This is a genomic window from Tabrizicola sp. (assembly GCF_022842145.1).
Lineage (GTDB): Bacteria > Pseudomonadota > Alphaproteobacteria > Rhodobacterales > Rhodobacteraceae > Tabrizicola.
The window spans coordinates 132,622-158,077 of sequence record NZ_JALHQD010000007.1; the positions used below are offsets into that span (position 1 = coordinate 132,622).

Here is a 25,456-nt window from a genome sequence, read left to right on the forward strand (position 1 = left end):
GTGAGGTGTGGTGATGGGTGCCTGGGGCGTTGCGCTGTTCTCGGACGACACTGCCTGCGATGTACGCGACGAATACCGCGCCGCGCTGACCGAGGGGTTGACGCCGGATGCCGCCCGCGACCGTGTGCTTGACCGGTTTGCCGATGCTCTGGCTGATCCGGAGGAAGGGCCGGTGGTCCGGCTGGCGCTGGCGGCAACGGCCTGGAAGCTGGGCCGGCTGGATGCAGAGACGCGGGACCGTGCGCTGGAGGTGATCGCGCGGGGTGACGGGATGGATCGCTGGGCCGAGGCCGGCCTTGCCGCCAAACGTGCGACGGTGCTGGACAATCTGGCAGCAACGCTGCGCCAACCGCAGCAGGCCCCGGCCCCGATGAAGCCCAGGCGCGGTTTCGTCAGCGCCTGGGCCGTAGGAGAGATCCTGGGCTATCGGCAAGCGACCGGACTTTGGCTGGCACTGCATGTTGTCGGTCACAGCGATGGCGGGGCAGGGGTGTTTGCGGTGGTCAACCTGCTGGACTGGACCGGCGAGGCGGGTCCGCCGCCAGAGACCGAGCTTGCGCAGTCTGGCCCCGTCCTGTTTCCGCCAGAGTGGGACCTGTCGATGCCCAAGCACGCAGACCTCTGCCTGCTGGTGACCCGGAAGATGGAGAAGGACTTCGCGCGCTGGAAATTTCACCGCACGCCGGCCCACCGTGGGCCGTTCGACACGCAATCCCTGTCCTATGTCGGTCCAGCACTGTTCGAACGTGACATCATCACGGCCTGGCGCTCGCGCTTGAGGACATGAAAACGCCCGGCCTTCACTGGAAAGACCGGGCGTCGCCATTCTGCGGCAGATCAGATCGCCGACTTGATCCAGTTTTCGAGTGCGGCCTTCGGGGCCGCGCCGACCTTGTTCGACACGACCTGGCCGTCCTTAAACATGAACAGCGCCGGGATGCCGCGGACGCCAAGGACAGCGGGGCTGTCGGGGTTCTCGTCGACGTTGACCTTCACGATCTTGACCTGGCCCGCGTATTGCGTCGCCAGTTCCTCAAGCGCCGGGCCGATCTGGCGGCAGGGGCCGCACCATTCGGCCCAGAAATCCACGACGACCGGAATCGGCGACTTGCGGACTTCGGCATCGAAAGTGGCGTCGGTGACTGCGACGGTGGCAGCGCCCATGATCGTTCTCCTGCGGGATTTGTCGGCTTACGAAGGTAAGAAGCCGCGCGGCGAACGTCAAGGTATCGTGGCACGCCCCAGTGCTGCCCTCACGATATCGGGACTGACCACCATCAGGCCGGGGGCACGCGTCCACAGGATCGCGGTTTCAATGCGGCGGTTCGGGTAGATCTGTCCCAGCATGTGGGCATAGGCACCCAGCTGGCGCAGGATGCCTTCCGGGGTCGCCTCGGGCCGGTCGGGGACCACGGCGTTCGACTTGTAGTCGATGATCAGTACGCGGTCGGGCATGACGACCAACCGATCGATGGTCCCCGCCAGCGTCCGGTCGCCCCAGGGGGCCGAAACGGCAACTTCGGTCAAGGTGTCAGGTCCGAAATGCGGTGACAGGGCCGGATGGTTCAGGACTTGCTGCGCCTGGGCCAGAGCATCATCGAGGTAGGGTGCCTCCAGAAGTGATGCGGCGAGCGCAGGCCAATCGGAGGCTGCGAAGGCAGGCAGTCGTTCCAGCAGCAGATGCAGCGCGGTGCCCCGCGCCTTGGCCTCGGCCTCGGGCCAGGCGGGTTCGCCGGGCAGGGCCTTTGCGCCGCCAAGGTCGGAGGGAGACAGGACCTGCGCCGGGCGGTTGGCCTCGGGCGCTGGAAGGCTGGCCCATGTGGGCAGCGCAACGGCGGTCTCGGTTACTGTCGGGCGGGTTGCGGGCGGGGGCCAGTCGCCCGCCTGATGGCGCAGGATACCGCCCGTGCTGGGCACTGCCCCGGCAGCCTCGACCCCCTGCCGGATCAGGCTGTGCCAGCATTCCGACTGTTCGGTCTTGCCCGCCCCGGCGATCACCAGCCACGACCGCGCGCGGGTCATCGCGACGTACAAGAGCCGCAGCCGCTCCGCCGCGTCCCGCGCTTGGCGGGCGGCACGTTCGCTGGCGACGACGGGAGGGCTTTCCTCCTTTGCGACCTTCCAGACCGGCGGCCCATCTGGGATGCGGTAGATCTGGTCGCGGTCCTGCGGAGTGCGGTCGCAGGTGTCGGGCAGGATGACGATCTCGGCCTCCAGCCCCTTGGCGCCGTGGACGGTCATGACGCGAATGCGGTGGCCTTCCCCATCCAGCTGGCGCTTCACCTCGACCTCGTCCGTCTCCATCCAGGTCAGGAAACCCGTCAGGCTGGGGACTTCAGAGGTCTCGTAGGACAGGGCCTGACCCAGCAGTTCGTCGATCCCGTCCTCGGCTTCCGGTCCCAGCCGACCGATCAGCTTGCGGCGGCCGTCGTGGCGGTGAAGCACGCGTTCGATCAGGTCGTAGGGGCGCAAAAAGTCCGCCTGGCCGCGCATGTCGTTCAGGAAAGCCTTGGTCGCATCATGTCCCGGATGGTCACGCAGCGCCTCCCACAGATAGCCGCGGCGCGGGTGGGCAAGGCGGAAAAGGTCGGTCTCGGTCCAGCCGCAGAGCGGCGAGCGGAGAACGGCCGCCAGCGACAGGTCATCCTCGGGGGTGTCGAGGAAGGCCAGCAGCGCGGTCAGGTCCTTGACCGCGAGCTCGCCGCCCAGCTTCAGCCGGTCGGCCCCGGCAATGGGCAGTTCCAGCGATTTGCAGGCGCGGATGATCTCGTGGAAAAGGTCGGAGCGGCGCTGCACCAGGATCAGAAAGTCGCCGAAGTGGATCGGGCGCGGGCCTTTCGCGGTGGGGATCTGCTCGCCCCCCGCCACCCGGTCGCGGATCCATTCGGAGATCCGGCGGGCGAGGACGACGTTCGGGTCTTCGGGGTGAGGGGTGTCGATGGGTTCGAACCAGGGGCCGGACTCTTCCTTGGCCTCCTTCTCGATCACCGGCCAGATGTCGACCCGGCCGGGCAGATGGTCGTTGAACGCAAGGTGATGCGAGCTGCCGCCAAGCGCCTGGGCCTGGGCCGGGGTGAAGGTCTGGTCGACCACATTCAGGATCGCGGGGGATGATCGGAAGGAATGCTCCAGCGCGCTGGACGCCAATCCCGGCCCACCGGCCAAGCGCGAATCGAAGTGCCCGCGCATCCGGTCGAAGGCGGCGACGTCGGCACCCTGGAAGGAATAGATCGACTGTTTCTTGTCGCCCACGACGAACAGGGTCCGGGGCCGGGTGTTGGCGCCTTCGCCCGCGATCAGTTCTGCCGCCAGCGCCTCGACCAGCTGCCATTGCTCCGGGCTGGTGTCCTGCGCCTCGTCCACCAGGATATGGTCGATCCCGCCGTCCAGCCGGTACAGCACCCAGGCCGCCAGAGCCGGGTCGGTCAGCAGCGCCTTGGCGCGGGAGATCAGGTCGTCGAAGTCGAGCAAGCCCCGCGCGGCTTTGCGGCTCGCATACTCCGGCAGGAAGCAGGCCGCGAAACCGTGCAGCGCCAGGGTCTTCTCTGCGGCCATCAGAGCGACGCGTTTGGAACGCGCGGCTTCAACCCGCGCCATCAGGTTGTTGAGGGGGTCGATAAGCGCGCCCAGCAGTGGCTGGACCGGCTTGGTCGGGAAGCTGCCGATCTTGGCTGCGTAGTGCTTGGAGGCATCCGCACTGCCGCCCTTGTTCAGCAGGCAGTCCTCCAGCGCCATGAGGGTGGTGGAGTTGGGGATGCGCAGGTCCAGCGCCCGCAAGGTCTCGGCCGCCTTAGCGTCGGTTTTTGAACCGTTCGCCAGGATGCTGACCACGCCCGACATCCACACGGCCTCGTCGCCGAAGAAAACGTCCGCCAGGATGTCGCCAAGGGTAAAGCCCGTCGGCAGGCCGAAGATCGGCCAGATTTCGGCGGCGGTCAGCGTCTGGGTGAAGGCCGCGCGGTGGCTGGCAATCTGCTCGACGAGGGTGCCGAAATCTTCGCCATTCTGCACCTCGGTCAGGCGACGGACCACTGGGGCGGCGGGACCGTCGGCAAGTTCTTCGACGATCTCGGCGCGCATGTGTCTTGCGGCGCGGTCATCCATCTCGGCAAAGCCGGGGGGCACTCCGGCCTCAAGCGGGAAGCGGCGCAAGAGGCTGGCGCAGAAGCTGTGGATCGTCTGGATGCGCAACCCGCCGGGGGTCTCGATGGCGCGGGCAAAAAGCTGGCGGGCGCGTTGAAGGCGGCGTGGAGAGAAGTCGGCCTCGCCCAAGTCGCCAAGGGCGGCGCGCAAGTCGGCGTCGGGCTTCATCGCCCATTCGCCCAGCCGCTTGAACAGCCGGTTCTGCATCTCGGAGGCTGCGGCCTTGGTGTAGGTCAGGCAAAGAATGTGCTGCGGTTCGACGCCGGACAGCAAAAGCCGCGCCACGCGGTCGGTCAGGACGCGGGTCTTGCCGGACCCGGCATTGGCCGAAAGCCAGGTGTTGCGGGCGGGATCGGCGGCCTCGATCTGGCGCTGGGCGGCCGGGGTCATGACAGGTCCTCCGGCACCGGGTCGGCAGTCAGGTCCCATTCGCCAAAGCGCGACAGGTGGTCGTAGTCGCTGGCGTCCCGCACCGATTCCAGCGCGCGGCGGGCTGTGTAGCCCTGTCCGGGGCGGGCGTAGGCGGCGATCAGGCGGGTGAACTCGGCCCAGGTCTCTGCCACCTGGCCGGGCGACAAGGGAATGTCGACCATCTTCAGCTCGGCCTTGAGGCCCACGTAAACCACCCGCGCGACCTCCTCTGCGTCCAGACCCTTGAAACCGCCGCCTTCCGCCATCGCGGCCAGAAGGAGCAGCTGCTTGTCGAAGTGCTGCTGCTGCTTCGCCGATGGCGGATCGCCGGTCTTGTAGTCGATCAGAAGAAGCCGACCATCCTCCAGCCGGTCGATGCGGTCGGGCTTGCCGGTCAGCTTGAAATCCAGCCCCGGAAGCTGGACGGCTCCCTTTTCCTCGACCAAGACCGGGGTCCCTCCGGTCGTGGCAGAAAAGGCGAGGAAGGCATCGGCGGCCTTGGCGATGCGAGAAAGCCAGATGGTCCGGGCCAAGGGCCAGGCAACCTTTTCGGTGATCACGGCATCGGCAATGGCCATCAGCGCGTCCCGCCCGCCACCGCCCCGGCGCAGGAAGATCTCCAGGATCTCGTGCAACACGACACCGCGCAGACGGGGGTCTGGCTCGGGCCGAAGCGGGTCCAGCGGTCGCAGCTTCAGCACATGGCGGGCATAGATCGCATAGGGATCGCGGATCAGGGTCTTGATCTCGGTCACCGACAGACGCTTGGGCCGCGCCTCGACCGGAGGCCTGGGGGCGGGGCGTTTCGCAGGCTCCGTGACTGGCGCACGGTCGAAGGCGGCGGCCTTGGCCAGCCAATCGTCGCCGCGCCGGATCATCGCGGCCAGCGCCTCTGGCCCCCGCCGTTCGGGCAGGCCCGCCATCAGGTTCACCAGCCGGTTCAGCCAGCGCGAGGGCACCGTTTCCGCTTCGGCCCCGCGCTTGGACCGCGACAGGACCACCCGCGGTGCGGCCACCGCCTGCTGGTAGTCATGCGCTGACAGGCCGATCCGGCGGTCCGGCAGCAACAACCCTGCCTCCTTCCGCATCGCGCGGTTCAGCCAGGGGTCGGGCGGTGGCTGTGCGGGCCAGGTGCCGTCATTGAGGCCGCCCAGAATGACGAGGTCCGCCCCCTGCACCCGGCTTTCCAACGTGCCCCAGATCATGATGTCGGGATGAACGCTTTCCGTCTCGCGGACTTCATGGCGCTGCAGGACACCCTGGAAGACGCCGACGTAATCCAAGGGAGACATCTCGCCCCCGGCATCGGCTTCGGCCTGCAACTCGGCCAACGCTTTCGCAGCCTCTTCCCCGGCCGCCTTGTCCCACAGCCCGCCCGCCCCGGTCTCGGCAAAGCCGCGCGCCAGGGTTTCGCTCAACGCCAGATGCAGCGCGACGAAATCGGCCAGCGGCATCCGGTCCATCTTTTCGTGCCCGCAAAGCGTACCGGCCACGATCCGCGCCCAGTCCACGGCGCGGTCGTGTTTCTGAGCTTCGGCCCAGGTCAGGATGCTGTCGGCCGTTGGGAAGGCGGGGCCGTGGCGGCGCAGGTGCAGTTCGAACTCGCGCGTGAGGATCAGGTGCGGGCCGCGACCGGGGCCAGAGAAGGCAAGCGGGTGCTTCAACAGCGCCAAGAGCCCGTCACCGGTCAGCTTCTGGCCAAACAGCGCTGCCACCTGCCGCATCAGGCGACCGGGGGCGGAAAGCGCCAGCGGGCGACCTGCGGAATCGTCTGGCCGGATGCCCCAGCGGTCCAAGGCGGCGGTAACGCGGCGGGTCAGATTGCGGTCGGGGGTAACCAGGGCGGCACGGGTCCCGTCCTCTGCCGCCTGGCGCAGGATAAGCGCGATCGCCAAAGCCTCGGTCCGTTCACTGGGCGCTTCAAGCAGTGTCACGGCGTCGGTCGCGGGCAGGAGGTCGGGCAACAGCGGCCCCTCGGCCAGCCATTGATCGGTGATCGGCGCGGGGCGTAGCGACAGTGAAATCAGGCGGTTGCGGTCTGGCGCCGGGGGCTGGGTCGTCGTCCAGCGCCGGATATCGGTCGGGCCGCAGTCCAGCATGTCCATCAGCTTGCGATAGCGGTATTGCGGGTGATCCTCGGCGGTGAGCGCGTCGCCCATGCTGTCCCAGACCGTCGCCGGCATGTCGAAGTCGAACCCCGGCAGCACCACGGCTCCGGCGGGCATGCGCATCAACACCTGCATCAGAAGCGCCGTCGTCCCACGCGAGCCGGTGGACCCTGCCAGGATCACCGGGTGCTGCGGCGGCGTCTGCGTCCATGTCTCCCCCAAGGCATCGACCGATTGCCGCAAGACGGCTTCGGCGTCCGCGGATTCCCCCGCCAGCACCTGCGACACGATCGCCAGAAAAGCCTGCATGCGCGCCCAGTGGGCAGAATGGTTGGCAACGTCGAGTGCGGCGATCCGGCCGGGAGTGACGCCTTCGCCCTGCATCTCCTCCATCAACGCGGCCAGGCTGTCGGACAGATCGTAAAGCGCGGTGCGGGGAAAATGGGTGGTACCGGCCGTCAGAAGGCCGTCCAGCAGGACCGACAGCTGCAACCGACGCCGCAGCGGCGAGATCGGGCGCGGCAGGGTCAGGTTGGCCAGCGCGGCCACCTCGGTCACCAGCAGGATCCGTGGCAGGAGGAGCGCACCCTTGGTCTGCAGGACCTCGGTCACCCGCCGCCGCATCCGCTGGGTGTTGACGATCAGCGTGACCCGCGCCAGCGCTTCGGGTGTCTGACCCGCCATCCGGTCCATAAGCCCCGCGACCAGTTCGGCAGGGAAATCGGCGCCGGGCGGCAGGGCGTAAAGCATGTCAACCATGCCGGGTAGAGTGGAGGAGCCGTTCCGCCTCGGCAATCCCCTCCGGGTGGCCCACGTCGCACCACCCGCCGTCGTGAACCAAGCCGAAGGCGGTACCGTCAGCGATCATCTCGGTCCAGGTTCTGTTCAGCCCGAAGGCGCTGTCGGGCGTGGCCGCGATACGGTCAGTCAACAGGATCTGCGCGCCGATGTAGACATGGTCCTCACCGCCTGCGCCCCGGCTGATCCGGCCGTCGGGTGCCAGGCTGAAATCGCCTTTCGGACCATGTGCCAGCGTGCGGTCGAGGGGCAACAGAAGAAGCAGCGCCTCCATCCTTTCCGGGTCCCAGGCGTGCGCCAACTGGGCCAGCGGATTGGCTCCGGTCCAGATGCCGTCGCTGTTCAGGATCGCCACTGGCCCGTCGCCCAAGAGCGGCAGAGCGGCCTTCAGACCCCCGCCGGTTTCAAGGATGCGGTCGGCTTCGTGGCTGATCCGCACAGCGCGTCCCGCAAGGTGGGCAGCCATCTGGTCGGCCTTGTAATGCGTGTTGACCACCGTCCGCGTCACTCCCGCCTGTGCGCCAATTTCCAGCGCATGGTCGATCAGCGGTTTGCCCGCGACCGGGATCAGCGGCTTCGGACGGTCTTGCGTCAGCGCCCCCATCCGGGTGCCGAAACCGGCGGCGAAAACCATCAGCGGGAAGGGGAAGCCGGGCATTGCTGTTCGATCTTCTGCAGGATGTCGGGGGTCGGCGCGGGGAGAAGGTCGTCGCAGATCGCGCGCAGTTCGGCAAGGGCGGGGTGGGCAAGGTTGGCCTGCAACTGGCCCCAGACGCGGGGGATCAGGCGCAGATAGCCGGGTTTCCCGGCAACGAGGCAAAGCCGGACAAAGACACCCAGAATGCGCAGCGCCCTTTGCGCGCCAAGCGTCGCATATTGTGCGGCGAACGCCTGCGGGTTTGCGCCCGTGGCGGCGGCAAAGCGCGCGATCATCGCGGCCTCGGTCCCGCGCGAGACATCGCGGCGCGCGTCCTGCAACAGCGAGACGAGGTCATAGCCGGGCTGGCCCATCTGACCCAGCTGGAAGTCCAGAAGCCCCACGCGTTTCAGCCCCGCGCGACCGGGAAGCCAGAGCAGGTTCTCGGCATGGTAGTCGCGCAGGATCAGCACGCGCGGCCCATCGGCATGGGCCTGCAGGGCGGCGGTCAAGCCGCTCAGAAATGCTGCAGGGTCCGGCTTTCGACCCGTCGCGGCAAAGGCGTACCAGTCCAGGGCGAACCCGGCGGCGGTCGCCCAGTCTTCGGCCGACAGATTGACAAGGGCGCAAGGAGCGGCAGCCTGTTGCAGATGCACAAGGACGTCCACGGCGGGGGCGTAAAGCTCGGCCTCGCGGGCGGGGTCGGCCTGCAAGAGACGGGCATAAAGGTCGTCGCCCAGGTCTTCCAGCAAAAGGAACCCCCGGGAAAGATCCTCGGCCAGGATCGCGGGGGCAGAGAGGCCAAGGCCGCTCAGGTGGCGGGCCATTGCCGAAAACGCGGCAGGGTCGTCCGCTCCGCCGGGTGGGTTGTCCATCAGAACGGCGGTGGCAGCCGCAAGACGCAGGCGTTCGTAGCGGCGATCCGAAGCGTCGCCGGCCAGATGCCTGCGCTCGGCCGCACCCCATCCGGCCGCGGCGAGGAAGGCCGCGATTTCCGACGCGCGTTCAGTCATCACTCAGGGCCTGTGCCAGACCTTCGCGCCCGCCGGAAATCACTGCGCGGCGGCTGTCGTCGCCGGCCGCCTCCAACCGGATGCGAAGGGCCAGCGGTGGCACATGCGCACCCAGGCGGTCAGGCCATTCGACAAGGCAGATCGAGGTCAGGAAGGCATCGTCGAGGCCCAGTTCCCAAACCTCGTCGGGATGCGTCAGCCGGTAAAGGTCGGCGTGCCAGATCTCGACGCCAGCAGCCTCGTAGACCTGGACCAGCGTGAAGCTGGGGGAGGGGACCTCTTCCTCTCGGCCCAGGCGGGCGCGGATGAACGCGCGGGCCAGGGAGCTTTTCCCGGCGCCAATCGGGCCCTCCAGCAGGATCACGTCGCCGGGTCTGGCCAGACCTGACAGGCGGCGGCCCAGCGCCTCGGTTTCGGCGGTTGTGGGAAGGAACAGGGTCAGATCACCAGACATGGCGCGACTGTAGCGGCACGTCGGGCCACCGCAACCCTCAGGCCGACAGGAGCCCCATCGTGCCCGTGTCGCGGACCGAACTGAAACTTACCGACGCCTGCAGCCGAAAGGTGATCAGGGTCGCCCCGCCGGTCAACGGGCGGAAGCGGCACATGACAAGGCGACCGTCCAGAAGGCGCACCTCCCCCTCCCAGGGGGTGCGGTCGCCAGAGGTGGTCACATAATCGACCGCGTCGTCCCAGAGCAGCGTCGGTGCGGCATGTTCCCGCCACCAGGCGCAAAGGGTCGACACGCTGGCCTCGGACAGAAGGACCTGCGGGTCGTGCTGCCAAAGCTGCGCATAGGCGTGGTTCGACATCACCAGCTGACCGCCCTGGGAAAAGACGGCCACCGCGTCCTCGACCGCGTCGATCACCGACTGTCCCAGTTCCACATCGGCGCGGTAGCGGCGCGTCCGGGACATTTCGTGCGAGATGTCCTCGAACATGAAGGCCAGCGCGCCGTTCGGATGCGGGCGACCGATCACGCGGTAGGTCTGGCCGCCCGGCAGGCTCCAGGTTTCCTCGAAAAGACCCATCGTCGCTTCTTCCTCCAGCCGGGTAAGTTGTTTGCGCCAGCTGCGGTAATCGCGGGGTTCCGGGATCATCGCCTTGGCGCGCATCGCATCCAGAAAGGCGTTCAGCGTCGGGCGCGAGATCAGGAATTCGGGGGCCAGCATCGTCAGATCAGCCAGCGCCGGGTTGAACATCTGCAAAGCCCGCGAGCGGTCGAAGATCGCAAGACCGATCGGCAGGTCTGCAAAGGTCTTGGTCAGGGTCTGCATGAATTCGCGGAGAGCGGTTTCCGCCTGCACAGCCTTGTCGGCCGCCAGCGCGTAGCACAGCGTTTCCTCGCCCGAGGCCATCCGCACCAGGTCGAACCATTCCGGCCCGCTGGGCAACTGCAACTTCAGCCGCGGCAGGCGGCCCTTGCCCGGGTCATGATCGAAAAGCTTCGGCAGCGGCCAGGACAGATCCTCGCCCTCGGGCAGAAGTTCGACTGCGCGGATCAGATAGGCGTGATTCGCCCAGATCACGCTGCCATCCAAGGCTTCCTTCCAGATCAGCACCGGGGCGCGGGACAAAACAGCGCGCTGGGCGACCACTTCCTGCTGCAAGGCCGCCGCGGTGGCCCCATCGCCACGCTCGGCCCGGTCGTCCTGTCCGCCTTCGACCGTAAGCCGGGTCAGGCCCGAGACATTCTCGGCCTTCAGAACCAGCACCGGAGAGACGCCGGGCAGCGATGGGATCAAGAGCTGACCAGACCGGGGCAAACTTGCCAAGCGTTCGGAAAGGTTGGGAAACTCCGGTGCAAAGCGGGCAAGAAGCCGGGCCCAGGCGCGGCTGTCCTCGCCTTCCGGCAACAGGGCGCGCGCGGCTGGGGAGGCGTCAACCAGTCGGTCCCCGTCGAAGAGGTAGGCGATGCGGGCCGGGGACTGGTCGAAGATGCTGGCCGCGCGGGCCGGGCGGCGGGATTGCCAGGCTGTGATCAGCAGCAGCGCCGACATCGCGACCAAGAACGCAGTCAGCACGCTGCCCACCATCATCGACCATTCGCCCGTCATCTTTACCCCCGGAGCTTCACCCGTCCAGGGCAGCCTAGGCCGCAACCGGTTAATTGCCCGTTAACTGCGCTTCACCCTTCGATCCGGATGTTCTCGCCTAGGCCGCCCGGGGTAAGCGGGGCGACGATTTCGGCGGCGTCCCATACCGCCTCGACCACGGCACCGGAGCGTTCGGGGCGATCCGAAGCCGCCAGGAAAGGATCGGTCGCGTTGGCAAAGGAAAGCTCGGCGCCCGACCGTTCCAGAAGGGTCTTGGCGATAAAGAGCCCAAGCCCCATACCCTCATAGCCGGGCCGCTTTTCGGGCTCGGGATCGTTGCGCCGCGCGCGGACGAAAGGGTCGCCGATGCGGCCGATCAGGCCCGCCGGGAAACCGTCGCCGTCGTCCGTGATCCGGACGACGATCCTGCGCGCCGTCCATTCGCCTTCGACCCAGACGGCAGAGCGCGCAAAGTCCACGGCGTTCTGCACGAGGTTGCGCAGCCCGTGGATCACTTCGGGCCGGCGCAGGATCACGGGTTGCTCGGCATCGCCGTCCTGAATGGCCGCAAAACTGAATTCGACACGCTTGCCCCGGGCTAGATGCGGCTCGGCGGCTTCGCGGACCACGGCGGACAGGGGTGCCTGCCGCAGGTGAAGGTCATCCTTCCCGGCCCGCCCCATGTCGCGCAGAATGTCGCGGCACCGGTCGGCCTGCTCGCGGATCAGGCGGGCGTCATCCTGCAGGTCAGGGTGGGCGTCCAGTTCCGAGATCAACTCGGCGCTGACCAACTTGATGGTCGCAAGCGGCGTCCCAAGCTCATGAGCGGCGGCGGCGACCACGCCAGCCAGGTCGGTAAGCTTCTGTTCCCGGGCCAGCGCCATCTGCGTGGCAAGCAAGGCTTCGGACATTGACCGCATTTCGGTCGCCACACGGCGCGAGTAAAGGCCCAGAAACAGGATGCCGATGACGATGGACAGCCAGAAGCCGAAGGCGAAGATGCCGGGGATCACCAGCGCACTGCCATCGACGAAGCGGAGCGGCAGATACCAGACCGTTGCCGTCGAGACGGCCAGAATAGCCAGCGTCCCCAGCACCACGGTGTAGCGCAGCCGCAGAACCGAGGCCGAGATCGTGACGGGGGCCAGCACAAGGATCGCGAACGGGTTGGTCAGCCCGCCGGTCAGGAACAACAGGAAGGCAAGCTGGCCAAGATCGAAAAGCAGGGTCAGGAAGGCCTCGCCCTCGGTCAGCCGCCGGTTCTGGGGAAACAGCATGATCAGGACAAGGTTCGCCAGCACCGACAAGCCGACCGCCAGCATGCAAAGCCCCAAAGGCAGTTGCAGCCCGTAGACCTGGCTTGCCACCAGAATCGCCGCCACCTGCCCGGTGATCGCCATCCAGCGCAGCAGGATCAGCGTGCGCTGGCGGACCATGTGCGCCCCGACGTCGGTGATCTGGAAGCCTGCAAATGCCGGAGTCATGCTGTGACCCGTTGTCCTTGTCTGGGGTTTGCCATTGTTAAGGGTGCCACCATCTGAGATCAATGCGACCCGACAGCCACAGGAGACCCGCAATGACCAAGCTTTACGCCGGAGTAGCCGCCGCTGCGGTTGCGGCTTTCCTTGGCTTCATGACCTGGATGGTCGTCTATGACCGACCCGACGACGCCTATGCGCAGTGCCGGCAGGGCCAATTCGCGGGCGGCGACATTGGCGGGCCTTTCACTCTGGTCAACACCTCGGGCCAGACCGTAACCGATACGGAGGTGCTGACGAAGCCCAGCCTCGTCTATTTCGGCTACACCTTCTGCCCGGATGTCTGCCCGCTGGACATGGCGCGCAACGTCGAGGCCGTCGACCTTCTGGAGGAGCAAGGTCTGGATGTCTCCCCCGTCTTCATTTCCATCGACCCCGAGCGCGACACACCGGATGTCTTGAAGGATTATGCGTCGAACATGCATCCCAGGCTGATTGCCCTGACCGGAACGGCTGACCAGGTCAAGGCGGCCGCGCAGGCTTACAAGACCGTCTACAAGAAACGCGAGACGGGCGACGAATTCTATCTGATGGACCACATGACTTTCACTTATCTTATGCTTCCGGGCGAAGGCTTTGTGGATTTCTTCCGCCGGGAGATTACCTCAGAGAAGATGGCGGAAAGCGTTGCTTGTTTCGTTCAGGCAAGCAAAGCTGCGCCCTAAGTCTGGAAGCAGGGAAGACCATGACGGAAGAGCCAATCGACCTCGGGCCGGACCCGACGCTGCTGTTGGTCGACGATGACGAGCCATTTGTGAAGCGGCTTGCCAAGGCGATGGAAAAGCGCGGGTTCGTGACCGAGACAGCGCAAAGCGTGGCCGAGGGCAGGGCAAAGGCAATTGCGCGGCCCCCTGCCTACGCCGTGGTCGACTTGCGGCTCGAGGACGGCAATGGCCTGGAAGTGATCGAGACGCTGCGCGAAAAGCGCCCCACCTGCCGGATCGTGGTGCTGACCGGCTATGGTGCCATTGCGACGGCGGTGGCGGCGGTGAAGATCGGGGCAATCGATTATCTGTCCAAGCCCGCGGATGCCAATGACGTGACGAATGCGCTGCTGGCGCGGGGCGGCAACCTGCCGCTTCTGTCGGAAAATCCGATGTCCGCCGACCGCGTTCGCTGGGAACATATCCAGCGCGTTTATGAAATGTGCGAGCGAAATGTATCCGAGACCGCGCGGCGGCTTTCGATGCATCGGCGGACGCTGCAGCGGATTCTGGCAAAAAGAAGCCCGAAGTAACATCAATTGTTGCGCATATGGTCTTTCAGGCCTATTGATGTCCCGTCTTTATCCGAGGGGGATCAGACATTGAACCTGGACTTGAATAGCCTGTCCCTGAAAGAGCTGAAGGATCTGCAATCGCAGGTAGCAAAGGCGCTTTCGGGATATGAAGATCGCCGCAAGCGCGACGCGCTGGCGGAACTGGAAGAGAAAGCCAAGGCAATGGGCTTTTCGTTGGCCGAGTTGACGGGGGTCACGGCCACGCGCAAACGCTCTCCGTCGGTGGCGAAGTACGCCAATCCGGCGAACAAGGCCGATACCTGGTCGGGCCGCGGGCGCAAGCCGCGCTGGTTCTCGGAAGCCTTGGCCAAGGGCAGGAAGCCTGAAGATCTGGCGCTCTGACCGCTAGCGCTGCGCTTTCAGCCACTTGAGAAATGCCCGGGCTGCGGCCCGCTTTGGCCCGGGTAAATCGACGATGAAATAGGCCGGAAGCTTGTCCTTGCTTTCGTGCACGATGCGCAAGCGGCCTTCGGCCACGTCGGATTCGATCAGCGCCACACTTTCCACGACCAGTCCCAATCCCTGTCGCGCAGCTGCCAGCGCCAATTCTTCGTTGTTGATATCGGTGCTGCTCAGGTCGGTCGGCTCAAGCCCCAACTGGCGCAGATAGGCATTCTGCTCCGCCCAATTCGGCGACAGGATCCAGTCCATTCGCGCCATCGCGTCTATCGTCGGATCCTCGTCGCCAATCAGCGAGGGTGCCCCCGCGATTACCAGGCGGGCCGAGGTCAGGTAACTGCTCTCAACACCCGGCCAATCCCCATTGCCATAGCGGATGCCCAGGTCCATGCGCTCGCGGTGCAGGTCGACCACCTTGCTGTCGGGGTGCAATGACAGGCCGATGTCGGGATGCTGCTGCCAGAAGTCCTTCAGCCGGGGCATCAGCCATTGCGCGGCAAAGCTGGCTGTCAGGGTCAGGCGAACCGGACGATCGGCTTCCCCGGCGCGCAGGGCCTCCAACCCACGCTGGATCGCGCCGAAGCCTTCGCCCAAGGCCTCCGCCAGTTGCTCGCCATCCGCAGTCAGGCTGACGCCGCGCCCTTCACGCTGAACCAGCGGGCGGCCCAATTGCTCTTCCAATGCGCGGACCTGCTGGGCGACCGCGGCATGGGTCACATTCAGCACGCGCGCCGCCTGACTGAAGTTCCGCAACTCGGCCGTGGCCGCGAATGCCCGCAGCGCGGTCAAGGAGGGAAGGCTGCGCCAGTCGGTTGCCATATGATAGCCAGCCTTACAGTTGGAAAGCCTTCCTGAGTCGTAGCACGCCGCGTTTCATGGCAAAAGAGATCATCGAAAGCCTGAAAGGAGAAAGGCCATGTTGAATATCTTTGCCGACGCCCTGCTGATCGCAACCCGGTTCAAGCACGCGTCCGAGGACTACCTGCCGCACCACGCCCCGCGCCGGTCCCCGCGCGAGTTTCAGGATGACGCCGGCCTGCGCACTGCCGATCACCTGCGGCACGTGGGCCGCTGATGCCCAGTTGCTGTAAACTCAGCCGGTGTCAGCAGTCCGCAAGCAGTCTCGCCACCGTCGAGACGTAGTCCGCCCGCACCTCTGCGGGCGGACGAAGCCGTATCTCCAGCCGGTGAACCAGTTCCGGCAAGGGCCGTCCGAACAGCTTGTCGGCCTCCACCTCGCGAAACCCTGCGATCCGCACTGCCTCCAGCCAGGCCGAAACCTTGTCCGCCGCCTTGATCGCCTTCTTGATCGGCGCGGGCAACACCGCAGGCAGGCCAAAGCGCAGATGCACCGCTGCCGTCAGCCGCAGGTCCAGTTCGCCATATCCCGGCCCGACGGCGGCCTTCACCGGGCTGATCATGTCGCCGATCACATATTCCGGCGCGTCGTGCAGCACCGCCGCCAACCGCCACTTCGCCGCGACGCCGGGATTGCCCCGCGCGAAGATCTCCTCCACCAGCAGCGAGTGTTCCGCCACCGAATAGGGCCAGTCCCCCCGCGTCTGCCCGTTCCACCGCGCGACGAAGGCCAGCCCATGCGCGATGTCCTCGATCTCGATGTCCACCGGCGTGGGGTCCAGGAGGTCCAGCCTGCGACCCGAAAGCATCCGTTGCCAGGCGCGGGGTTGTTTCATTTTGTTTCGTATGGATTTGGAAATCGGGACAAATAGCGCAAGATGCGCGGCCGAAGCGCAAGAAAGCGCAACGCCATCCATGCCATGCGACGGGGTGAGTGCAATACGTTCGTTCCCATCGCACCTATTGCAATCACTTCCGGAAAGTGCTGCCGAAGGAATAACTCATAGGCCAGGCGGATTCGTTCCGGACAAAGGCGCATTGGATCATTCCAAGGTTTCACTCCGCCAAAGAAATGCAGGATCCGTGCACCTGACCAGTCTGTGAAAAGCGGATACTTGGAGGGAAGCTGCCAGTTCCACACGGGAGACAATTCTGTCCAATCCCCAGCCAGACAAAGGTTGAGAAGCGACTGGTCGTGATGAATGATCAATTTTTCCGAATCTGACCCGATCTGCAGCGCGCGTTCCAGTACCTGATTTGACAGATAGTTCGAGATATCTATCAGAAGAAAACCAGCATTGAAGTACTTCTTAAACCCTTGATTAGAAGCCGAAAACTCTTCGACAACGCGCCGTGGATTGTACCACTGCTGGACATCGAGAACGGCCGCCAGGGGCTTTCCCCTCATGTCTACCTCGAACAATTTCGATAAACCCCCGACATCTATGAACATGTCGCTGTCGAGATAAATCAGTCGATCATAATCTTTCGCGAGTAGCCGGGGCGCCCACATTCGCAGATAGGTTGACTTGGCAAGGTGTGAAACGTGTAGTTTGTCGTATTCCTGATTTTCAACAGGCTCTGGCAAGATCAGGCGCAGTCGTTCAAATTCATCGGGGATCTTAAGCCTCGTGTCAGAGATAAGGCAAATATCATAATCCCGATCAACTTCGTTCTGGTGCAACTGGTTCGCCAAGAATAGTGCATAAGGCAAGAATTGCTGATCTACACATAGCACCACCGCTTTCCGGAGGGCTGATTTAGGTGCTGTGCTAGGTTCCATAGGAATCTTTCGGTTTGAGGCCTGGCCGAGATAGTGCTAAGGCCCCGCGGACTCTATGAGGGGACCATCATGCCGAACGACTACATCGTCAAGGACATCGCACTGGCCGAGTTCGGCCGCAAGGAACTGACCATCGCGGAAACCGAGATGCCGGGCCTGATGGCGTGTCGTGAAGAATTTGGCGCCTCGAAGCCGCTGAAGGGCGCGCGCATCGTCGGCTCCCTGCACATGACGATCCAGACCGCGGCGCTAATCGAGACCCTGGTGGCGCTGGGTGCCGATGTCCGCTGGGCGTCCTGCAACATCTTCTCGACGCAGGACCACGCCGCTGCCGCCATTGCGGCCGCCGGCATTCCGGTCTTTGCCGTGAAGGGCCAGACCCTGACCGAGCATTGGGATTACCTCGACCGCTCTTTCATGTTCCCCGAAGGCGCGAACATGATCCTCGACGACGGTGGTGATGCCACGCTTTACGTCCTTCTCGGCGCCCGTGCCGAAGCGGGCGAGGAGATCATCCCCGTCCCGCAGTCTGAGGAAGAGGAAGTCATCAAGCTTCAGATCGCCAAGAGGATGAAGGAAACCCCCGGTTTCTTCACCAAAACCAAGGCGGCCATCAAGGGCGTTTCCGAGGAAACCACCACGGGCGTTCATCGCCTGTACGACCTGCACAAGAACGGCCAGCTGCCGTTCCCGGCGATCAACGTCAATGACTCCGTCACGAAGTCGAAGTTCGACAACAAGTACGGCTGCAAGGAATCTCTGGTCGACGGCATCCGTCGCGCGACCGACACCATGATGGCCGGCAAGGTTGCCGTCGTCTGCGGCTATGGCGACGTGGGCAAGGGCTCCGCCGCCTCGCTCCGTGGCGCCGGTGCCCGCGTCAAGGTCACCGAAGTTGACCCGATCTGCGCGCTGCAGGCTGCGATGGACGGCTACGAGGTCACGCTGCTGGAGGATGAAGTCGCCAGCGCAGACATCTTCATCACCACCACCGGCAACCGCGACGTGATCCGCATCGAGCATCTGCGCGAGATGAAGGACATGGCCATCGTCGGCAACATCGGCCACTTCGACAACGAGATCCAGGTCGCCGCCCTGCGAAACCACAAGTGGACGAACATCAAGGAACAGGTCGACATGATCGAGATGCCCTCGGGCAATCGCATCATCCTTCTGTCCGAAGGCCGCCTCTTGAACCTCGGCAACGCCACCGGCCACCCGTCCTTCGTGATGTCGGCCTCGTTCACCAACCAGGTGCTGGCGCAGATCGAGCTTTGGACCAAGGGCAACGAATACAAGCCCGGCGTCTACATCCTGCCGAAGGCGCTGGACGAGAAGGTGGCTCGCCTGCACCTCAAGAAGATCGGCGTGAAGCTGACCGAGCTTCGCAAGGACCAGGCCGACTACATCGGCGTCAAGGTCGACGGACCGTTCAAGGCTGAACACTACCGCTACTGATCACGCGCGCCGGCCCGGGTCACACCGGGCCGGGCCTTACGCCTGCTGTACGGTCTCGACGGTCTCGACGGTCTTGACCTCGGCCGCGGCCAGTGTGGGCGATTTCTGGGTCATCAGGCCCCAGAGGAAACCCCCGGTAAAGCTTTGCAGCCCCAGCGCCGACAGCACCGCGACAAGCGAGGCGGCGCGGGTGATCGTGCCGGGGTCGATCGGGCCGAACCCGTTGGACGCCCAGTGACCCACCGATGCGACGGTGGCCACCAGCGCCAGCGCCATGAAAATCGCGCCACCCTGACAGGCGGTTTCGACCGACAGGCGGGCGCGCAACCGCTCGAACCGGGGCGAGGTCGGCAACAGGTTCATCCGCACGGCGAACTGCCGGGCAAGGGCGTGGAACCACATCAACTGGAAGCCGGTGATTATGAAGGTTGCCGCGAAGATCATAGCGCCGGTGTCCAGCGTCAGCGCGCCCAGGTCCAGCGGTCCGAACAGCAGCGGCAGGAACAGCACCGATCCCAGCGTGAACAGCATCGCGCCCGGATACAGGAACAAGCTGAATGGCGCGAAGGTGAGAAGCAGCTTCAGGTGCCGCCAGCCGTCATGCCATGTCCGCAGGTGCGGCTTGCGCGACCGGCCGTCTGGTTTCAGCGTTGTCGGGACCTCGACGATCTTCAGACCCGCCATCGCGGCGCGCATCACCATCTCGGGGCAGAATTCCAGCTGCTCGGTGATCAGGTTCAACGCCAGAATCTTGTCACGGTCAAAGCCGCGCAGGCCGCACTGAAAGTCGCCAACGGGCGCGCCGTACAGCACTCGTCCGACGAAGGACAGGACCGGGTTGCCCAGGTAGCGGTGCAGGAAGGGCATCGCCCCGGGCTCGATTCCGCCCCGGAAGCGATTGCCCATCACCAGGTCCGCCCCGCCGCGCAGCGCGTCGACGAAGGCATCGAGGCGTGAGAAGTCATAGCTGTCGTCGCTGTCTCCCATGATGACATAGCGGCCCTTTGCCGCCGCGATCCCTGTCGACAGCGCGATCCCGTTGCCCCGGCGCGGTGCAAGAACCACCCGCGCGCCATGCGCTTCGGCAATCTCTCGGCTGCCGTCAGTGGACCCGTTGTCAGAGATCAGCACTTCGCCCTTGATCCCGCTGCGCGCCAGAAAGCCCTTGGCCTTGTCGATGCAAGCAGCCAGCGTCTCGGCTTCGTTGAGACAGGGCATCAGGATGGTCAGTTCCAGCATTCGCCGAATCCTTCTGGAGCCTCTCGGTCCAAGAGGCATGCGTTAGCGCGCATTTCACCGGGCAACTGTGCCCGAAATGGGGCGAGATGCAGCAGGAAAAGCGGTTTTGCGGGCCAGGAAGTCTTGGAAGCGAAGGATTTTCGCCTTGAGGATGACTGTTTCCAGCGACAGAGATATCCCTGCCAATCCAATTGGCGGCAATCAATTGCGGAAACAACACGTCGTGACCCCCCCGACCGACTCACGCCCGTCGCTGATCTGTTGGATCTGCCTCGGCGCCATTGCCCTCGTCCTTGCGAATGCCGCCCGGACCTGGCCGGAGACTGCCGCCCTTCTCTTTGCCACCGACAACGACGACCTGATGCGCCTGGTCCAGGTCCGCGACTGGCTCGGCGGGCAGGACTGGTTCGACACCCGCCAGTACCGCGTCCTGCCGCCCGAGGGCATCTCGATGCACTGGTCGCGCTATGTCGACGCCGGGATTGCGTCGGTAATGGTGCCTGCGTCCTGGCTGCTGCCGATGCCGCAGGCGGAACTGCTGACGGTGGTCGTCTGGCCCAGCCTGCTGGCCTGCCTCATGGTGCTGCTGATCGGTCTGGGGACCAACCGGCTGTTCGGTCCCCTCGCAGCCCTTGGCGCGCTGGTGGTGTTCTTCACCTGGGGCAAACTGCGAGGAGAGTTCACGCCACCGCGGATCGACCATCACAACGTCCAGATCCTGTGCGGCACGGCGCTCTTCTTCCTGGCCGCCCTGCCTGGCCGCGACCTGCTGCGCGGCGTTCTGGCCGGTGCGGTGACCGCCCTGTCGCTCGCCGTGGGGCTGGAGATGCTGCCGATCCTGGCGCTCGTCCCGGGTTACATGGCCATGCGCCACGCCTTCGACCAGCCCGGAGCCGGCGCATGGCTTCTCGGCTATGGCGGCGCACTGGCGGTAACGGCCCCGGCGCTGATGGTGGGACAGACGCCTGCTGCCGCCTGGGGCACGATGTATTGCGATGTCCTCGGGCCTCCGGTGCTTGCCCTTGCAGCGGCGGGAGTCGCGGCAACGCTGGTGCCGGTTCTTGCCGCGCGCGTGCTGAAAGGTCCGGTTTTCCGGATCCTGGCGATGGTGGTTGTGCTGGCCGCAAGTCTGTGGCTGGCCGCGCCCTTGCTGACGCCTTGCCTCGGCGGGCCCTTTGCCAATGTTCCGCCCGAGGTCCGCACCCTGATCGAAAGCCGGATCATCGAGGCGCTTTCGGTGTCCGAACTGATCGGCATCATGCCCGCCATGCTGGGCAAGACCCTCCTGCCGCCGGTCGCAATCCTGCTTCTTGCCCTGGCTGCGTTGCTTCCACTTTGGCGACGGCTGGATGGGGCCCAGAGGTCTGCTCTCGTGCTGGCGTTCCTCATTGCCTTTGCGGGCTTGGGCATCACCCTTTTGCAGATCCGCGCGGCGACCCTGATGGTCCCAGGACTGCCCCTTCTGGCCGGTTTCCTGGTTCATGCCTTCCAGCAGATCCCGCGCTCCAGCGCCCTCCGGCTGCCCGCGCTTCTGGTGCTGGCGGCAGCGACCCCGACTGCCGTGGAAGAAGGCGTCGCATACGCCCTGAACCGTGCACCCACAGCCCCCGCGACCGCCGAGGCGCAGACGCCCCCCCGCTCCCCGGCAAACTGCCGAACCCCCGCCGCGATGGCCGAGCTTGCGGACCTTCCGCCGTCCACGCTGTTTGCCGCGCTGAACCTGGGCACGACGCTGCTGGCCTATACGCCGCACGCCGTGGTGGCCGCGCCGTACCATCGCAGCTCTGACGCCTTCTGGAACGGTATCGCCGGGCTGGAAACGGAAACGGACATGCGCCGCGCGCTGGTCTCGTCGCGCGCCGAGTATGTGGTGCTGTGCGCCGGCGACACGTCGAAACCCTTCGCGGCCGCCGTGCTGGGCGGCGCTGTGCCGGACTGGCTGACCGACATCACTGGCGACCGGCAGGCGCTTCGGGTCTACCAGGTCGATCCGGCGCGGCTGGCAGCGGCACCGTGAACACCTTTCTCCGCTTTCTGCTGGTGGGGGGCGCACTGGCAATGGTTTACGCCGTACTTGCGGCGGTGGCGACATCGCAACTGCCTTGGCCGAAGGCGGTTTCGGCCGGGGCTGTCTGGATAGCCTGCATCCCCGTCGCCTTCTGGTGCCACCGCCGGTTCACCTTCACCGGCAGCGTCCGCCGACCCTTCGCCCTCGGCCTTTACGCCCTCACCCAACTCCTGGGTATCGGCATCGGCGCAGGAATGAGCTTTCTCTTCGCCACCGGCAGTTTCCGCCCCGACGTTCTGGTCCACCTGTCGGCCAACGGACTTGCAGCGATTGCCAGCTATGCCATCAACCGCACTGTGACTTTTCCGAAGGGCGGGTCCGCCTGACCTTGCCAGCCCGACCCTGCCAGTGACGCCCAACACATGCGGCAACATCCCGCAGTTGAGCCGAAAGGACGGAAATTCCCCTTTCTTAACGCAAAAGCTGGCACTACGGTTCCCAAGTTAACGATCACGTTCCAGTAAGGGAGAAGAAGATGGGCAAGAGGGACGAACTCATCGCCAAATATGCCGATGATCTGAAGACCAAGTGCAAGGTAACGCCGGACATGGCGCTGCTGACGAAAGTCACGATCGGCTGCGGTCCGTCGATCTATGACAATGACGCGCAGACCGTTGCCGCCTCGGACAAGGACGAGCTCGAGCGGATCAAGAACAACTTCCTGATCAAGAAGCTGGGACTGAAAGAAGGCTCCAGCCTGATGGACGGCATTGGCGCTGCCGTCGAAACCTACGGCAAGTCCGAGCGCAACAAATACCGCGCCGTCTTCTATTACTTGCTGGTCAAGCATTTCGGCCGCGAAGCCGCCTACAAATAACCGTCCCCACCAGGGTGGTCATCAGGCCCGCGCCACCGCGCGGGCCTTTGTCGTCTTCGATTTGAAGCAAACCTTCCGCACTGCGCGCTTGCCCGACCGCCGGGATTCGGGGCACAACGGACAAGTCAGGGCAGGACGCCCGGGACCCTTATACTACAGATCACGTGCGGTGCTTGGGGTGTGCGCGTGGGGTGGATGGAGGGTCCCGTAGGGGTGCGGGGCCCTCCATTCTTTTTCCGGCCGAATGCATTCCAACCGCCAGTGCAGCGCGCAGGCGCAGGGTCGGCAATGCGCCCACCATTCCCTCGGAATGTGTTCAGCACCGCGTCCGGGGTGGCGCAACCGACCACCGGACTCACGTGCTGTCAAAGCCGGTCCAGAAAACGTCAGCCGATCCGGCCGCGAACGCCGCCGGTCTGGCCCCGGTCCAGAAGCAGATGGTCCAAAAGAACACAGGCCATCATCGCCTCGCCCACCGGCACCGCCCGGATCCCGACGCAGGGGTCGTGGCGACCCTTGGTGATCAGGTCCGTCTCTTGCCCTGCTTGCGTGACGGTCTGGCGCGGGGTCAGGATCGACGAGGTCGGCTTCACCGCAAACCGGCACACCACCGGCTGCCCGGTGGAAATCCCGCCCAGAATCCCGCCCGCATGGTTCGACAGGAACTCTGGTCCGTCCAGGCCCATGCGGATCTCGTCTGCGTTCTCGACCCCGGTCAGCGCGGCCGAGGCCATCCCCTCGCCGATCTCGACACCCTTGACCGCGTTGATCGACATCATCGCGGCGGCCAGATCGCTGTCCAGCTTGGCGTAAAGCGGCGCACCCAGGCCCGCCGGAACGCCGTCCGCCACCACCTCGATCACCGCCCCGACCGAATTGTGCGACAGGCGGAGCGCATCCAGGTAGTCCGCCCATTCCACCGCCGCCACCGCATCGGGTACCCAGAACGGGTTCTGCTCGATCTCGACCGCATCAAACCGCGCCCGGTCGATCCCCTTCACCCCCATCTGCACCATGTAGCCGGTGATCTTCAGACCCGGCACCAGCGCCGCCAGCGCCGCCCGCGCCACGCCACCTGCCGCGACCCGCGACGCTGTCTCGCGCGCCGAGGACCGACCGCCCCCGCGATAGTCACGGATGCCGTATTTCTGGTGATAGGTGATGTCGGCATGACCCGGCCGGAACGCGCCTGCGATCTCGCCATAGTCCTTCGACCGCTGGTCGGTGTTCTCGATCATCAGCTGGATCGGGGTGCCAGTGGTTTTGCCCTCGAACACGCCCGACAGGATGCGAACTTCGTCCGGCTCCTTGCGCTGGGTGGTGTACTTGTTCTGGCCCGGCTTCCGGCGGTCCAGCCAGGGCTGAAGGTCCGCCTCGGACAAGGTGACGCCGGGAGGGCAGCCGTCCACCGTGCAGCCGATGGCCGGCCCGTGGCTTTCGCCCCAGGTGGTGACACGGAAAAGATGTCCGAAGGTGTTCAGGCTCATGACGGATCCTCGCTTGGGCAAGGGCATACAGGCCGCGCGACCCCTGCGACAAGCCCTTCTCCTTGGGAAAATCGGCGTGCAAGCGCGTTCGACTCACGCTTCCGTGAAAATACAGCGGGCGCGGGGGTTGAAATGTCGCACCCCCGGCCCACTTACTCGAAGCGGGCCGGGCCCCTCTGACGATGCCGATTCCATTTTGGTTGTCGTGATGTCGGACCGCATCGAGAAATCGTGCTCGATGTCATGCCCGGCACTCTGCCCCTCAGAAGGCTGACCTCTCGACGCACCCGAATAGAGGTTAACGGGGATGGATTTCCTCTTCGAACTGTTTGTGGGCAAGCCCGTCTGGCTGTGGCTGATGTTCCTTGGCATCGTCATCGCGCTGATGGCTTTCGACCTTGGCGTGTTGCACAAGGACGACCACGAGCTTGGCGTAGCCGAAAGCCTGAAGCTTTCTGCCTTCTACATCTTCATCGCTATCCTGTTCGGCGGCTACATCTGGTGGGCCTGGCAGAACGGCACGCTGGTGACCAGTGACGGCACCAACCCGGTGGCAAGCTACTTCCAGGGCTACATCATCGAGAAGGTCCTCTCGATCGACAACGTCTTCGTCATCTCGCTGATCTTCGGCTACTTCGCCATTCCGCGGAAATACCAGTACCGGGCCCTCGTCTGGGGCATCATCGGTGTCATCATCCTCCGGGGAATCATGATTGCCGTCGGCGCCGAACTCATCTCGAACTACTCGTGGGTGACACTGGTCTTCGCCGCCTTCCTGGCCCTGACCGGCATCAAGATGCTGGTCGTCCCGGAAGGTGACATGGATGTGTCAAAGAACCCGGTGGTGAAGCTGACCGCGAAGTACATGAACGTGACCAAGGACCTGCACGGGCAGAAGTTCTTCGTCCGCCAGCCGCACCCGACAACGGGCAAGCTGGTCGTCTTCGCGACGCCGCTGTTCGTGGCGCTGATCGTCATCAACTTCGCCGACCTGATCTTCGCCGTGGACTCGGTGCCCGCGATCTTCCTGATCACCACCGACACCTTCATCGTCTACACCGCGAACATCATGGCGATCCTCGGTCTGCGCGCACTGTATTTCGCGCTGGCCGCACTGGTCCACCGCTTCCACTACCTGAAGTACGCGCTGGCCGTGGTGCTGATCTTCATCGGCATGAAGGGCTTCTACAGCTACTTCTTCGGCAAGTTCGACCCCTACCTGTCCCTCGCGATCACCATCGGCATCATCGCGGCGGGCATCTTCTACTCGCTGTGGAAGACGCGCGACGGCGGTGACGACGGGCACGGCAAAGAGGCCAAAGCGGCCAAGTAAGGCCGTCCCTTTCGAAGACAGAACATGCGCCCGTCCCGAGAGATCGGGGCG

General features: G+C 65.0%; 23 protein-coding genes. 10 read left to right on the top strand and 13 right to left on the bottom strand.

All coding sequences use genetic code 11. From position 1 onward, the window contains the following. Positions 1–13: 13 nt before the first annotated feature. The gene (locus Q0C42_RS16165) at positions 14–787 is read left to right on the top strand and encodes a hypothetical protein (RefSeq protein WP_295078149.1); all 774 of its coding nucleotides are present in this window, start codon (positions 14–16) and stop codon (positions 785–787) included. A 50-nt stretch (positions 788–837) separates the two neighbouring features. Here the strand turns inward: Q0C42_RS16165 and trxA are convergent, their stop codons facing one another. From trxA to regB, 8 genes are all read right to left on the bottom strand, one after another. Beyond that, positions 838–1,164: a thioredoxin gene (gene trxA / locus Q0C42_RS16170; protein ID WP_295078151.1), complete on the bottom strand. Its 327-nt coding sequence runs from the start codon at positions 1,162–1,164 to the stop codon at positions 838–840. Positions 1,165–1,221: 57 nt separating this feature from the next. Next, the gene (gene addA, locus Q0C42_RS16175; RefSeq protein ID WP_295078154.1) at positions 1,222–4,533 is read right to left on the bottom strand and encodes a double-strand break repair helicase AddA; all 3,312 of its coding nucleotides are present in this window, start codon (positions 4,531–4,533) and stop codon (positions 1,222–1,224) included. Beyond that, positions 4,530–7,421, bottom strand: coding sequence for a double-strand break repair protein AddB (gene addB, locus Q0C42_RS16180; RefSeq protein ID WP_295078157.1), 2,892 nt, complete (start codon positions 7,419–7,421; stop codon positions 4,530–4,532). Before addB ends, addA begins: the two co-directional genes overlap by 4 nt. Then, on the bottom strand, positions 7,414–8,118 hold the full coding sequence (locus Q0C42_RS16185; RefSeq protein ID WP_295078160.1) for a nucleotidyltransferase family protein: 705 nt from the start codon (positions 8,116–8,118) through the stop codon (positions 7,414–7,416). The genes addB and Q0C42_RS16185 overlap by 8 nt, the downstream gene beginning before the upstream one ends. After that, positions 8,094–9,110, bottom strand: a complete 1,017-nt coding sequence (locus tag Q0C42_RS16190) for a phosphotransferase (protein WP_295078163.1) — start codon at positions 9,108–9,110, stop codon at positions 8,094–8,096. The genes Q0C42_RS16185 and Q0C42_RS16190 overlap by 25 nt, the downstream gene beginning before the upstream one ends. After that, positions 9,103–9,564 carry a tRNA (adenosine(37)-N6)-threonylcarbamoyltransferase complex ATPase subunit type 1 TsaE gene (gene tsaE / locus Q0C42_RS16195; protein WP_295078166.1) on the bottom strand — a complete coding sequence of 154 codons (462 nt, stop codon included), beginning with the start codon at positions 9,562–9,564 and terminating at the stop codon, positions 9,103–9,105. The genes Q0C42_RS16190 and tsaE overlap by 8 nt, the downstream gene beginning before the upstream one ends. A gap of 37 nt (positions 9,565–9,601) precedes the next feature. Continuing rightward, positions 9,602–11,167, bottom strand: coding sequence for a PAS-domain containing protein (locus tag Q0C42_RS16200; protein WP_295078169.1), 1,566 nt, complete (start codon positions 11,165–11,167; stop codon positions 9,602–9,604). A gap of 71 nt (positions 11,168–11,238) precedes the next feature. Beyond that, positions 11,239–12,630, bottom strand: a complete 1,392-nt coding sequence (gene regB / locus Q0C42_RS16205) for a sensor histidine kinase RegB (protein ID WP_295078172.1) — start codon at positions 12,628–12,630, stop codon at positions 11,239–11,241. 92 nt (positions 12,631–12,722) lie between these two features. On the opposite strand from regB, the gene Q0C42_RS16210 reads away from it, so the two are divergent. From Q0C42_RS16210 to Q0C42_RS16220, 3 genes are all read left to right on the top strand, one after another. Next, the gene (locus Q0C42_RS16210; RefSeq protein ID WP_295078175.1) at positions 12,723–13,349 is read left to right on the top strand and encodes an SCO family protein; all 627 of its coding nucleotides are present in this window, start codon (positions 12,723–12,725) and stop codon (positions 13,347–13,349) included. 20 nt (positions 13,350–13,369) lie between these two features. Next, the gene (locus Q0C42_RS16215) at positions 13,370–13,921 is read left to right on the top strand and encodes an ActR/PrrA/RegA family redox response regulator transcription factor (RefSeq protein WP_295078179.1); all 552 of its coding nucleotides are present in this window, start codon (positions 13,370–13,372) and stop codon (positions 13,919–13,921) included. A gap of 69 nt (positions 13,922–13,990) precedes the next feature. Next, positions 13,991–14,305, top strand: a complete 315-nt coding sequence (locus Q0C42_RS16220) for an H-NS histone family protein (RefSeq protein WP_295078182.1) — start codon at positions 13,991–13,993, stop codon at positions 14,303–14,305. 3 nt (positions 14,306–14,308) lie between these two features. Here the strand turns inward: Q0C42_RS16220 and Q0C42_RS16225 are convergent, their stop codons facing one another. After that, positions 14,309–15,181 carry a LysR family transcriptional regulator gene (locus tag Q0C42_RS16225; RefSeq protein WP_295078185.1) on the bottom strand — a complete coding sequence of 291 codons (873 nt, stop codon included), beginning with the start codon at positions 15,179–15,181 and terminating at the stop codon, positions 14,309–14,311. A gap of 97 nt (positions 15,182–15,278) precedes the next feature. Here Q0C42_RS16225 and Q0C42_RS16230 point away from each other — a divergent pair, with 97 nt between their 5' ends. Beyond that, positions 15,279–15,437, top strand: a complete 159-nt coding sequence (locus Q0C42_RS16230; RefSeq protein WP_295078188.1) for a hypothetical protein — start codon at positions 15,279–15,281, stop codon at positions 15,435–15,437. 28 nt (positions 15,438–15,465) lie between these two features. Here Q0C42_RS16230 and Q0C42_RS16235 read toward each other — a convergent pair whose 3' ends face one another. Both Q0C42_RS16235 and Q0C42_RS16240 read right to left on the bottom strand, forming a co-directional pair. Next, entirely contained in the window at positions 15,466–16,056 is a 591-nt protein-coding gene (locus Q0C42_RS16235) for an HD family hydrolase (RefSeq protein ID WP_295078191.1), read from the bottom strand. Continuing rightward, positions 16,053–17,003, bottom strand: a complete 951-nt coding sequence (locus Q0C42_RS16240) for a glycosyltransferase family 8 protein (protein WP_295078194.1) — start codon at positions 17,001–17,003, stop codon at positions 16,053–16,055. Before Q0C42_RS16240 ends, Q0C42_RS16235 begins: the two co-directional genes overlap by 4 nt. A 69-nt stretch (positions 17,004–17,072) precedes the next feature. On the opposite strand from Q0C42_RS16240, the gene ahcY reads away from it, so the two are divergent. Continuing rightward, complete coding sequence (gene ahcY / locus Q0C42_RS16245) at positions 17,073–18,461, top strand: adenosylhomocysteinase (protein WP_295078197.1); 1,389 nt, start codon at positions 17,073–17,075, stop codon at positions 18,459–18,461. A gap of 36 nt (positions 18,462–18,497) precedes the next feature. Here the strand turns inward: ahcY and Q0C42_RS16250 are convergent, their stop codons facing one another. Then, positions 18,498–19,700: a glycosyltransferase family 2 protein gene (locus Q0C42_RS16250; RefSeq protein WP_295078200.1), complete on the bottom strand. Its 1,203-nt coding sequence runs from the start codon at positions 19,698–19,700 to the stop codon at positions 18,498–18,500. A 223-nt stretch (positions 19,701–19,923) separates the two neighbouring features. On the opposite strand from Q0C42_RS16250, the gene Q0C42_RS16255 reads away from it, so the two are divergent. From Q0C42_RS16255 to Q0C42_RS16265, 3 genes are all read left to right on the top strand, one after another. After that, positions 19,924–21,717, top strand: a complete 1,794-nt coding sequence (locus tag Q0C42_RS16255; RefSeq protein WP_295078204.1) for a hypothetical protein — start codon at positions 19,924–19,926, stop codon at positions 21,715–21,717. Next, positions 21,714–22,094 carry a GtrA family protein gene (locus Q0C42_RS16260; protein WP_295078207.1) on the top strand — a complete coding sequence of 127 codons (381 nt, stop codon included), beginning with the start codon at positions 21,714–21,716 and terminating at the stop codon, positions 22,092–22,094. Before Q0C42_RS16255 ends, Q0C42_RS16260 begins: the two co-directional genes overlap by 4 nt. Before the next feature lie 149 nt (positions 22,095–22,243). After that, entirely contained in the window at positions 22,244–22,585 is a 342-nt protein-coding gene (locus tag Q0C42_RS16265; RefSeq protein WP_295078210.1) for a DUF2853 family protein, read from the top strand. A 386-nt stretch (positions 22,586–22,971) separates the two neighbouring features. Here Q0C42_RS16265 and aroC read toward each other — a convergent pair whose 3' ends face one another. Next, positions 22,972–24,072: a chorismate synthase gene (gene aroC, locus Q0C42_RS16270; RefSeq protein ID WP_295078214.1), complete on the bottom strand. Its 1,101-nt coding sequence runs from the start codon at positions 24,070–24,072 to the stop codon at positions 22,972–22,974. A gap of 307 nt (positions 24,073–24,379) precedes the next feature. On the opposite strand from aroC, the gene Q0C42_RS16275 reads away from it, so the two are divergent. Further along, on the top strand, positions 24,380–25,405 hold the full coding sequence (locus tag Q0C42_RS16275) for a TerC family protein (protein ID WP_295078217.1): 1,026 nt from the start codon (positions 24,380–24,382) through the stop codon (positions 25,403–25,405). Positions 25,406–25,456 lie beyond the last annotated feature (51 nt).